Here is an 8,932-nt window from a genome sequence, read left to right as displayed (position 1 = left end):
CTGCCCTCTCGCTTCCGAGACATCGCGTCTTTGGCGTGTTCACGGAAATTGACGTTTTTTGCCTCGCTTCCGTGACTATTGGCGCAAGAGTCGGATTCGCGCAAGGTTTTTCCACATTTAGTGGGCGAGTCCTCACCGAACACAAGGCTGTTTGGTTTCCTACTGCATGGTGTAACGCACCGCATCTCACAAAAGGGACAGGGCAGAACTCTTTTCGGAGGTGTCCAAAATGGCTTTTGAACGCACCAAAGCTTGCCTTTTGGTAGTTTTGGATATACATTCTTGGATGTTTATCCATGTCTGAGAGGACAAGATGCAAGTTGCCAAATGGGGAAACTCCCTTGCCGTCCGGCTACCCGCGGATCTTGTGCGGGAACTCGGCTTAAAGGAAGGCGATCAGGTCGACCTGGTAAAGGACGATGGAACCATTCTTGTGAGACGCCAACCTCGCGCTGATGAAGTCCTACAAGGGCTAAGGCGTTTTCGCGGAAAACTGCCCAAGGACGCGCGTCTAAGCCGCGACGCCGCGCATGAGCGCTGAATTCGCAGATACGAATGTTGTGCTCTACCTGCTCGACGATGGTCCAAAGGCTGAGAGGGCAGAGGAAATTCTGGGGCAGGGACCCCGGATCAGCGTCCAAGTCCTGAACGAAGCGACGGTAAATTGCCTACGGAAAGCTGGTCTCAGTTGGGAAGATACCGGAGCGTTTCTTGAGGGTATTAAGTCCTTATGCCCTGTCGAGGACCTCACGATTCAAACCTATCAAGTGGGTCGCGCGGTGGCAGAGAAGTACCAGTTATCGGTCTATGACGCGATGATCGTGTCTGCCGCGCTGATCGCTGGGTGCACGACGTTATGGACTGAGGATATGCACGACGGATTGCTGGTCGAAAATCGGCTGCGCGTCGTCAATCCATTTGCCTGACCAGCAACCCAAGTCGCTCCGCCCGTTCCAACAGCATCCTGACGGAGGACGGTTGCCAGCTTGTACGTCCACGTGGAGTCCGCTCATGCATGGATTCCAATCGGTCGCAGATCGCCTGTAGCGTGATATCGGGGTCCGAACCTTTGATGGCCGCCACGATGGCAGGCAGGCGATCGTCGATTTCGCGGCGTCCGGCGCGGCCAAGCACTTCATCGGGCAGAAACCCGTCGCGCACATATGCCTTTACGGCGCGGAGCAAGCGGCTTTGCGTCCAGTGCCGATCATGGGGCAGGGGCCATTGATAATCCGCAAGACGTCTTCCCAAGCCATATCAGGGCGCAAGCGGCGCACAGGGAGCACCCAATCTTGCGTGGTCTCGTTCAGGCGCTCCATGTAGCCGTCCTGTCGTGTCAGCCGCACCTTACGCAGCGCGGCGGGATCCTTGGCGCTTAGCCCAGGATTGCCACCAACGCGACCTTTGGCGCGCGCAGAGGCAAGACCCGCCTTGGTACGCTCGCGGATCAGAGCGCGTTCAAACTCCGCCGCGGCACCGAGGACCTGCAAGGTGAATTTGCCCTGAGGCGAGGTAGTATCGATTGGGTCATGGAGCGAGCGGAAGAAAGCACCCTTTGCCTCCAGACGTTCGATCACCTCGAGAAGGTGCGACAAAGACCGCGCAAGCCGATCAATCCGCACGACGACCAGCGTGTCGCCGTGGTCCACGCGCTCCAGCACGCGGGCAAGCACCGGACGCGCGCGATTGCCGCCTGAGGCATGCTCTTCATGGATTTCGACGCATCCCGCTGTTTGCAGGGCATCAGACTGGGGCAGGGAGGTCTGATCCTCGGTGGAGACGCGCGCATAGCCTATCAGGGGCATGAAAATGGGCCGTTTGCAATTTCGGATGCCGCTATTAAACGACCGCTTGCGGACTGAAGGCTATAGGCGGGCGGATTTGGTCAGGTTCACCCGGAACCGATCTCGGAGGCGCTGGTAGCGACGTGTCATCTCGGCCGAAGTGTGGCCAAGCTGTTTCTGGACACAGCGCTCGTCGACCTCGGCTGAACTCGCGAGACTGGCGCGCAGCGAGTGACCGGAAAACAGCGCCAAACGGTTCGCCTCCGGCAGGTCGGCCCGGATGTCGCCGTCCAGAACGGTGCGTTTGATCAAACGCGAAGTGTTTATCGTTGAGCCGCGTTTCGAGTGCGTTGTTGCCGTCCCGCGAGGTGGCAACGAAGACCGGACAGAAATCGATCCTGGCGAAGTGCAGCCATCGCTGGAGGGCGTGGACTGGGCAGCCCTGTTCCTTGGAGCTGCGGCCGATCTCGACTTCGCGCCGACCGCTATTTGCATTGAGGGTGAGAAGAGCACTCTTCTTCAGGATCTCGACCCATCCGTCACTGTCTGGCGTGTCGTCCTTACCCACATCGAGGGTCACGATTTCTGAGCGACGAAGGCCGCCAGCGTAGCCAATCAAAAGGAACGCCCGATCTCGCAGCCCGCGCAGAGCTAAAGGAAGGGTGGCGACCATCGCGAGGATGTATTCGGCGAGAATTACGGTCTTCTGGACCGGCGGGCGCGCGTGTCTCCGGATTATTCCAGCCAGGACAGTCGCGATGTGGCGGTTCTTGCGATCTAGAGTGAGGCCCCGCTGCGCGTAAGTCCAGGCGAGACCCGAGAGGCGGCGGTCAATCGTGCTGACAGCGAGGGCAGGGGAGGGGCCCGACCCGGCCGCCAGGTCCGCGAGATAGTGTCCGGTCATCTCTGGGGACGGGGGCAGTGGCTCCGCGCCTTTCATGCGGCACCAGCGTGCGAAGTGAGCCCAGTCCTTGGTTAAGGTCTTGATCGCGTTCTCGGAAGCCGCAGCCTGGGCGTAATCTCGCGGTGTCGAAAAGGCGACCCAGCGTGCCCGACCCGGCGACATGGGCGGGCAGGGCGATGTTATTGCCTGCCTTTTGCTCTCTCGTCGCCGCGCGCATCATCGAGCGCACCGGAGGGCGCTGATGTCGATTTGTCGGTCTTTGAGTCCATCGCTTTCCCTGAAAATTTGCTGATTTTGAGACTGTGTCGCAGCGTATCTCTTCACGTCCGATAAGGGAACTTCATAGGACTTGCAGCGCCTGAAATCCGCCGCTTTGCGTGTGCAGAAATGCAACACGAGCATGACAAAAATTCTGCTGCCAAATGGTGCGTTCTCAAGTCATCTCAGGTTGCCTTAAGACGGCGAGAAAACTCTTCAGAAGACGCACACGGCATTTGAGGCGGCATAGATGATCTCTACAGGTTTGAGGAAGCTTATGAAGGTGGCACTGGGGCTACTCTTCCAAAGCGTCTTGTTCACGATTTCATTCGCGACCGTAGCATTGGCTCAGTCCTTCACGGTGAGCTCGGTCCCCAATGATGACACTGTCATCATGTCGGATGGGAACGGCAATACTATAACAATTACAGGCACTCCATCTCCTGCGGCGTGCTTCAGCTCAGATGCATCTGGTAGAGTCACTGTGAACGCTGGCAGTGGAGTTGGTTGTGCTGCTGGTCAAACGGTTGCGATGCAGTTCCGAACAAATGGCTTTTTTATTCGCCAAATCGGATTTCTGGACATGGACGACTTCGACGGCAGCGCGTCCAGAGATGCTTTTTCGGCAAGCGTTCCAGGCACGTGGTCCAACTTGAATGGGATGGAAGTTAACAGCTTTGCGTCACCTCCAGCTTATGCCAATCAAGTTGCGCGGCTGAGTTCTGCTGGCGGAGTAGGTACATTTGTCACCGGTCCAGACGGCGTGAACAATCCGACGGACGGCCAAGCAAGCTTTAGTCCCTCAACTCCGACGGATGCATTTACCATTTACTATGACGATGTTGAGGGGACTCAAAATGTTCGCGCATTCTTTGATTTCTCCTCTCCTGTTCCTGTAACAATCAGCGCCCCTACCGCCGTAGATGATATTTCTAACAACAACCCAGCTGATGCGATAGTCACTGTCTCTGTTCTAGCCAACGACGTGGAAAATGAATTTCCAATCGATCCAACAACCGTAATACTTACTGGAACAGGAGCGCCTGCGGGCTCGATACTTGCTGCGGATGGAAAGACGCTCTCGGTTCCAAATGAAGGTGTCTGGGCTGTCAATCCTATCACAGGTGACGTCACCTTTACTCCCGAGGCTGGGTTTGCATCCGATCCAACCGTTGCACCGTACATCGTTTCGGATACGAATGGAGCACCGTCCGCAGCGGCAGACATCTCGATCAGTTACGATTATCTCCCGACCGCCGTCGATGACACTGTGACGGGCCTGCCCACCAACACACCGGCCGTGGCCGATGTCCTGGACAATGACAGCGACCCAGATGGCACGCTCGATCCGGCCACCGTTCAGATCGCGGGCACCGCGGCTGCGGGCGACGACCTGATCGTCCCGGGCGAGGGCACCTGGTCGGTGGATACCACCACCGGCGAGATCACCTTCACCCCCGAGGCGGGCTTCACCGCCGACCCGACGCCGATCACCTACACGGTCGCGGACAATGACGGTAACGTCTCGAACCCGGCCTCGGTGAGCGGCGATTACGAACAACTCCCGAGCATTACGCTTTCAAAAACCGCAACGCTGGATGATGGTGGTGATGGTGTTGCCAGTGTTGGCGACTTGATCACCTACACCTTCACCGTGACAAATACGGGCAATGTGACGCTCACCGGCGTGACCGTCAGAGACCCGCTTGTTACTATCATTGGAGGCCCGATCGATCTTGCTCCCGGGGCTTCGGATGCGAATACCTTCCGGGCCAGTTACGCGCTGACACAGGATGATATCGACAATGGTAGTGTGACGAACACGGCCCGGGTCACTGCAGAGGATCCGGATGGCGTGGCTGTCTCAAGCCTGTCCGACGATCCGTCGGATCTATCGGATCGTGACAGCGATGGCGACGGAAACCCCGATGACCCGACTGTTACGCCGCTTCCGGATGCGCCTGGCATTGCCCTTGTCAAGCAGGCGACCGTTGCCGACACGAACGGATCTGGTGTGACTGATGCCGGTGACGTGATCACCTACACATTCGATGTGACGAATACAGGAAACGTGACCCTGAGTTCTATTGATGTAGATGATCCGCTTCTCGGCGGGGTCATTGGTACGATTGCCGGGCCATTGGCGCCAGGTGCTACAGACAGCTCCCTGACTGCGACCTATACGATCGTTCAATCCGACGTAGATGCAGGATCCGTGAATAACACGGCCATTGCGTCGGGCGATACACCGACCGCTGCGGCGGCTGTCAGCGATGTTTCCGGATCTCTGAACAGCAACAACGATCCAACGATCCTTCGGATTCTGAGTTTGCCCGAGCTTTCAACGTCTCTCAGCGTTGACATCACTCAAGTTACAAATCCGAATGTCGGGGATAACCTCACCTACACACTGGTCGTTACGAACACCGGCAACGTGGTTCTGAGCCCGGTTAATCTTTCGGATGAATTGGGTGTGGGTGCGGACGTTGTCCCGGCTTTGGCGCCGGGCGAGTCGGTGACGCTCACATTCACATATGCGCTCACCTATGAGGATATTCTGAGCGGGTCCGTCACAAACGTCGCACAGGCACTTGGCCAAAGCTCGGCAGGCGCAAACGCAAGCTCGACCTCTAATGAGGTTGCGACAATGATCGGTCTCGATCTAGTTGGCCAGATCAAGGACGAGCTGGAGCAAATTCTTGAGGATGACCTGCGGGAGACCACAACCAAACAGTCGATGCTATTCGAAGATATCGCTGGTGGTGCACGCGACCGTCTTGCGGCCCTGTTGCCGGACCGCTGTGTCGCCGCGTTGAATGATGAGGTGCGCAGACAGCCCATCTTGTTCGACACGGCGAGCGCTGTGATCAGGGATGAAAGCGCGGCCCTTCTGGATCGTCTGGCACGCATCATGGGGTCTTGTGAAAGAGCCCGCATCGAAATCGGCGGGCACACGGACTTCCGCGGCAGCAACGACTACAATCTCGATCTCAGCCAGCGTCGTGTGAACGCTGTGCTGGAGGCTTTGCGACAGCGAAATGTCAATGTCGATCGGCTGGTCGCGGTCGGATATGGTGAGAGCCTACCGGTCGCAGATAACAGCACCCCCGAGGGCATGGCGATGAACCGCCGGGTCGAGTTCAGAGTTATCCAGCGTAGTTCACAAGAGATCGCGGAGAACATGCCCTGTGGAGTGATTACGCCTTTCGACGTTGCAGGCTCCGCGGAGGCCGGTGCCGCCGGTCTCAAAACGAACGGAACTTTTGGCAGCGAAACCTTCGATTGCTACACTGGCGAACGCCGGATCATTCGCGGTGATTTCAGCCTGAGCGACACGGATGATCTGGGCACGCAGGCAGCACTCTCCGCAACCTGGCAATTCGAACGCCTGGTCAGCGCTGAGCATCTCAGGGGCTATTTCTTCGGCCTCTACGGTAGCAGGACGAATGTCCTTTCCGGTCGCGCAGACGGCGACATCACAGGATTCGGAGGATTTGGTGGCCTCTACGGAGCAAAAGCTCTCAACCAAAGCAGAGTGATCCTGGACTATTATGCTGCAGGCTCCATCGGCCGTCATAACTATGATCTGACTTTCGCAGATACGGCGCCAACGGACATCGACGCGGATGGACGTTACGACTACTGGGCCTTGTTCGGGGGGGTGTCTGTTTCTGGCGAGCAGAAATACGAAAGCTTCACTCTGGTGCCGCGCTTAGGTGCGCATTTGCGGTATGCCTCGGCCTTCGATGCAAACGTGACCGCTTCAATTCCCGGCTATAGCGAGAGTTCGGAACTGAGTCTCGAGGATCAAAGCGGGATCCGCTTCCTGGGAGAATTCGATTTCGCGTTTGGTAACCTGGAATCGTCGTCGGAAGATCAACGGTATACTCAAACGACGATCTTCACCCCTGGCCTATATTGTGATGCCGCATTTGGTGATGACCAGGAGGCTGTCTGTGGCATACGAACTGGTCTTGAGCTGCTTCGCACGGACGCGCTGAGAGGCATCTCCTGGGGCTTTGACGCCAACTTGGAAGTCGACAGCATCGGCCGGAGAGGCTCCATGGGCGCCTTCTATGAGCGACGGCTAGGAGCTGTCGGCAGCTTAAACTTTGGCATCGATTTAATTGACACAATGAGACCGAGCGTGACAGGGAACCTCGAAGTTAAATTCTAAGCTTAGAATTCATGTGACTAGATGACGTTACCGGCAGAAGCGACGGTAGAACAGACAGCTATCGGGCATCTGGCGCATGAAACGGCGTCAAAGCTTGAGCAGGAAAATGTGCGCTTATGAAGATCGTTGCCGATCTTTCGCTGGACAGTAACCGGCGACCTCGTCGCGCCTTCCCGCACCTGGTCTGATCTGAGATCGGCCCGTTCATGAACTGACCTGCCACGGGATTTTTCTTCCACCGTCGATTAGAGTCCGGCCCAACCTGAGGACGGACAATGAAGCGAACGAGATTCACGGACGAGCAGATCATCGGGATAATGGCCGAGCACGAGGCAGGCGCGAAGTGCGCGGACCTGTGCCGCAAGCACGGGATGTCCGAAGGCACCTTCTACAACTGGAAGGCCAAGTTCGAAGGCATGACGGTGTCGGAGGCCAAGCGGCTGAAGGCGCTCGAGGACGAGAACGCCAAGCTCAAGAAGCTTCTGGCCGAGCAGATGCTGGATCTGGCGGCGATGAAGGAGTTGGTTTCAAAAAAGTGGTGACGCCTGACGTGAAGCGCGAGGCGGTCGCGCATCCGAGGTCCATGCTTGGGCTTTCGGAACGGCGGGCGTGCCGGATTGCTGGTGCGGATCGCAAGATGGTCCGCTACGAGGCGCGGCGTGATCCGGATACGGTGCTGCGCGGCCGCCTTCGCGAGCTGGCCAACGAGCGTCGGCGGTTTGGCTATCGGCGGCTGTTCGTGCTCCTGCGCCGCGAGGGTGAGCGCTCGGGGATCAACCGGATCTATCGGCTCTACCGCGAGGAAGGGCTAACGGTGCGCAAGCGAAAGGCCCGGCGCAAGGTGGTCGGAACACGGGCCCCGATCCTGGTGGCGGCACAGGCCAATGCACGCTGGTCACTGGATTTCGTCCACGACCAGTTCGCCAACGGCCAGCGTTTCCGGGTGCTGAACGTCGTCGATGACGTCACACGGGAATGCCTCGCTGCAATCCCGGACACATCGATCTCGGGGCGCCATGTCGCGCGTGAATTGACGGCCCTGATCGACCGCCGCGGAAAGCCCGGCATGATTGTCAGCGACAACGGAACCGAACTGACCAGTAACGCCATACTTCGCTGGTGCTCCAAGCACCGGATCGAGTGGCATTACATCGCGCCGGGCAAGCCGATGCAAAACGGCTTTGTGGAGAGCTTCAATGGACGCATGCGCGACGAGTTGCTCAACGAGACAATGTTCCGGAACCTCGCCCACGCGCGTGTCGTGATCACGGCTTGGGCGACTGACTACAACACCGAGCGCCCGCATTCCGCCTTGGATTACCAAACCCCGGCCGACTACGCGCGGACCCTGACCACCGCAATCGCCCGCCCCGCTGCGCGAGATGAAAGCTCCGCGCGTCGGGCGATTGCTCAACCTGCGCCTATCGGCGTAAACACAAACCGGGCTCCGGTCGCGGCTGGATGAAAGTTCAGTGGCAGGTCAGAACCGCGCCGGGTCTGCCGGAGGCTGATTTTCGTTAGTTACGCGGCGACGGCATCGGCTTCCAGAGCTGCGTAGTATTCTTCTTCGGCTTCGGCGGGCGGGATGTTCCCGATGGGCTGGAGCAGGCGGCGGGTATTGAACCAGTCGACCCATTCGAGCGTCGCGTATTCGACGGCCTCGAAACTGCGCCAAGGGCCGCGGCGGTGGATGTGGTCAATTTCAGCCCGTCTTAGTTCATTCGCGATTTCAAGCGTATTTATGGGCAATCGCCGCGACAATGGGGTTAGGCGCAGCAGCTGCCGATGGGTTTTGCATGACTACACTCA

The 8,932-nt window shown here is 58.1% G+C and carries 4 protein-coding genes and 3 pseudogenes; 4 read left to right on the top strand and 3 right to left on the bottom strand.

Annotated features, from left to right (window positions below):
* Positions 1 to 313 precede the first annotated feature (313 nt).
* Positions 314 to 541 carry an AbrB/MazE/SpoVT family DNA-binding domain-containing protein gene (locus FIU91_RS18955; protein WP_009815510.1) on the top strand — a complete coding sequence of 76 codons (228 nt, stop codon included), beginning with the start codon at positions 314 to 316 and terminating at the stop codon, positions 539 to 541.
* The gene (locus tag FIU91_RS18950; RefSeq protein ID WP_152456198.1) at positions 531 to 926 is read left to right on the top strand and encodes a PIN domain-containing protein; all 396 of its coding nucleotides are present in this window, start codon (positions 531 to 533) and stop codon (positions 924 to 926) included. Before FIU91_RS18955 ends, FIU91_RS18950 begins: the two co-directional genes overlap by 11 nt.
* Here the strand turns inward: FIU91_RS18950 and FIU91_RS18945 are convergent.
* Both FIU91_RS18945 and FIU91_RS18940 read right to left on the bottom strand, forming a co-directional pair.
* Positions 910 to 1,805, bottom strand: a pseudogene (locus tag FIU91_RS18945) (recombinase family protein). The gene FIU91_RS18950 and the pseudogene FIU91_RS18945 sit on opposite strands and share 17 nt — an antisense overlap.
* A 60-nt stretch (positions 1,806 to 1,865) precedes the next feature.
* Positions 1,866 to 2,957 (bottom strand): annotated as a pseudogene (locus tag FIU91_RS18940) (tyrosine-type recombinase/integrase).
* 473 nt (positions 2,958 to 3,430) lie between these two features.
* Between FIU91_RS18940 and FIU91_RS18935 the strand changes: the two are divergent.
* Positions 3,431 to 7,123: an OmpA family protein gene (locus FIU91_RS18935; RefSeq protein WP_172975071.1), complete on the top strand. Its 3,693-nt coding sequence runs from the start codon at positions 3,431 to 3,433 to the stop codon at positions 7,121 to 7,123.
* A gap of 275 nt (positions 7,124 to 7,398) precedes the next feature.
* A protein-coding gene (locus FIU91_RS18930; protein WP_152456194.1) for an IS3 family transposase occupies positions 7,399 to 8,588 on the top strand; the annotation gives its coding sequence in 2 pieces (ribosomal slippage) (positions 7,399 to 7,651 and positions 7,651 to 8,588; 1,191 coding nt in all).
* Positions 8,589 to 8,644: 56 nt separating this feature from the next.
* Here the strand turns inward: FIU91_RS18930 and FIU91_RS18925 are convergent.
* Positions 8,645 to 8,854, bottom strand: a pseudogene (locus tag FIU91_RS18925) (IS3 family transposase); the annotation flags it as partial.
* Between the last annotated feature and the right edge of the window lie 78 nt (positions 8,855 to 8,932).

Source organism: Roseivivax sp. THAF30, from assembly GCF_009363575.1.
Classification (GTDB): Bacteria; Pseudomonadota; Alphaproteobacteria; order Rhodobacterales; family Rhodobacteraceae; genus Roseivivax; species Roseivivax halotolerans.
The sequence above is the reverse complement of the archived record's forward strand: the minus strand, read 5'-3'. Positions and strand labels throughout refer to the sequence as shown.